The 2,858-nt window shown below is 65.5% G+C and carries 1 protein-coding gene; it reads left to right on the forward strand.

The window, feature by feature from the left end:
- Nucleotides 1-316 precede the first annotated feature (316 nt).
- Entirely contained in the window at nucleotides 317-2,743 is a 2,427-nt protein-coding gene (locus Q0309_RS01795; RefSeq protein WP_299436830.1) for a PAS domain-containing protein, read from the forward strand.
- Nucleotides 2,744-2,858: the final 115 nt, after the last annotated feature.

Raw genomic sequence — 2,858 nt, forward strand, 5'->3', positions numbered from 1 at the left:
TTGATGCTCTGAGAGATCATGAACAACGCCGCGAGAGTAGGTCCGGAAATCGCCTCGCGGCGGGCCGATCCTGCGGTCTACCCGGAAGAGTGTGGCGGAGAGAACACGGGCGTCCTTACGCTCAAAGAACAGTGTTGTGCCGGGCAACATGTACGCGTCAGAATTAGGGCTTCGAAGGGTAGGGTGATCCAGAACCAAAGGATGACGGTCGCCGATGACGCCGGGGCGTCTTGCCGGGTGCGCCGGTGCGGCTGTGGGCCGCACACAGCAACGCTGATATCAGCGTCCTCACCCCTGCAATCGAAGGACCTCGCGCATGGCGGACGGCGTTCTCTTTCCTGCCGGACTCTGGCCTGCCCTGGCGGTTGGGGAGCTCGTCGTGCTGGCGGGGGCCGTTTGGGCTCTGGTCGTGGTGCGTTGGCGCAGGATCCGCGATGCGGCGGAGTCCCAGGAACACCTCGGGATCGCGGCGCAGGCCATGGGCATTGGCCTGTGGAGTCTTGACCTGAGGACCAACCGGTTGACCTGGGACGACCGGATGTTCGCGCTGTATGGCCGGGACCGCGGCGATTTTCGGGGCGCCTACGACGTCTGGCGCGAGAGCCTGCACCCCGATGATCTGAGCAAGGCGGAGACGGCGTTTCGCAACGCGGTTGAAGGGCCGACCGCGTTCGATACCCAGTTCCGCATCGTGCGCCCCGACGGCACCATCCGCCATATCCGCGCCTTTGCCCAGGTTCTGCTCGACCCAAAGGGGCAGCCGACCCGGATGGTCGGCACCAACACCGACGTGACCGACCAAGCCGAACTGGCCGACCGCCTGACCAAGCTCGCCAGGACCCTGCCGGGCGCGGTGTTCCAGATGCGGCGCACCGCCGAGGGCCGCTGGACCATTCCGTTTCTCGACGGCGGTCTGACCGCCGCCTTCGGGCTGCCGCAAGGGCGCCTCTGCACGGATGCCGCGGCGCTGTTCGACCGTGTTCACCCCGACGACCGCGACCATCTGAGGCGGTCCGCGGAGGCGTCGGCCCGCGACCTGACGGTCTGGGCGCGTGAGATGCGGGTGATGAGCGCGGGGGGAACGCCTCTTTGGCTGGCCGTGCAGGCCATGCCGGAGCGTCTGTTCGACGGATCGGTTCTCTGGCACGGCGTCCTGACCGACATTTCCGCGCGTCGCGCCATCGAGGCGGCGCTCGCCCGGTCCGAGCGGCGATTCCGCGACATCGCCGAAACCCTGTCCGACTGGATCTGGGAGGTCGATGCCGACGGCCGCTATACGTATGTGGCTGGCAACGTGATGGAGTCGTTGGGGTATCGGCCCGACGAAATGCTGGGCCGCGCGCCCTTTGATTTTCTGAATGTCTCGCCCGATCCGGACACCGCCCGCGCCGCGTTCCGGCAAGCCGTTTCGAGTGCGGTTCCCATCAAGGATCACGAGACGTGGAACCGCGCCCGCGACGGCCGATTGGTCTGCGTTGTGACGAACGGCATCCCGATTCTGGACGATCATGGCGCCGTGATCGGCTACCGGGGGACCGACAAGGACATCACGGCTCGCAAGGCCGCCGAGGACAGAGCCCGCATGACGCATGAGCGCTATGTGGAATCGCAGTTGATCGGCCGCGTCGGGCACTGGCGCCGGGACCTGCGATCCAGCGAGGTGACGTGGTCAGAGGGCGTGTTCGCCATCTTCGGGCTCGACCCCACGACGTTTGACACGGAATACGACGGGATCATCGACCTGATCGACCCTCGGGATCAGCACATCGTTGTCGACGCGCTGCACCGGATCGCCGCCACCGGTCACCCCGAAACCTACCACTTCCGCTTCCGCCGCGCGGATGGGGAGCGCATCATCTGGAACCAGGGCCATCTGGAAACCGACGCCGACGGGACACCGGTCGCGGTGTTCGGTGTCGTGCGAGACGTGACGGAGGAGCAGACGCGCCTCGACGCGCTGACCGAGGAGCGTCGCAAGGCGCTGGAGCTCATGGAACTGGCGCAGACGGCCAGCCTCGCCAAGTCCAGCTTCCTCGCCACGATGAGCCACGAGCTGCGTACGCCGCTCAACGCCATCATCGGGTTTTCGGAAATGATGACCCTGCAAACCCTGGGTCCCATGACGCCGGTCTATGTGGAGTACACCCACAATGTCCTGGACAGCGCGCGGTTCCTGCTGTCGCTGATCGACGACATTCTCGATCTGGCCCGCGTGGAAAGCGGCCGGCGCGAGATCACGGTCAAGGCCCTGGATGTGACCGAGGAAATCGAGGCCTGCGTCAGGACGGTTGCGTTGAAGGCGAAAGAACGCGACCTGACCGTGCGGACAGAGGTGGCGCCCGACACCGGAACGCTGGTCGCCGACCAACGGGCCGTGCGTCAGGTTCTTCTCAACCTTGTGTCCAATGCCCTCAAGTTCACGCCGCCCGGCGGCCATGTCATGGTGCGGGCGGAGGGCGCCGGCGATGGCGCCGTCCGGCTGACCGTCGAGGACACCGGCATCGGCATCCCTCCGGAGGACCACGACCGCGTTTTCGAGGCTTTCAGCCGCGCCCGCGATGCCGACCAGAGAGCGATCCAGGGCACGGGCCTGGGCCTGACCCTCGTCAAGGCGTTGATGGACCTGCACGACGGCCATGTCACACTGAGAAGCGCGCCGGGCCATGGGACCGCCGTGACCGTTGTCTTTCCGCCGCGAGAGGCAAATCTCATGGCGCATCAAGGCAAACCTGCCCTGGTTTAGGGGTGAACTGGTCCCGAAAAATGAAACAGAAGATTGGGAACCGGCGCCCCGATTGACCTTGGTTCGGGGCCACCTTGATCCCCCTGACAATCAAAAACATAATTTTAGTTCAGGT

It is taken from the genome of uncultured Rhodospira sp. (assembly GCF_937138205.1).
In the GTDB taxonomy this organism is placed as follows: domain Bacteria; phylum Pseudomonadota; class Alphaproteobacteria; order Rhodospirillales; family Rhodospirillaceae; genus Rhodospira.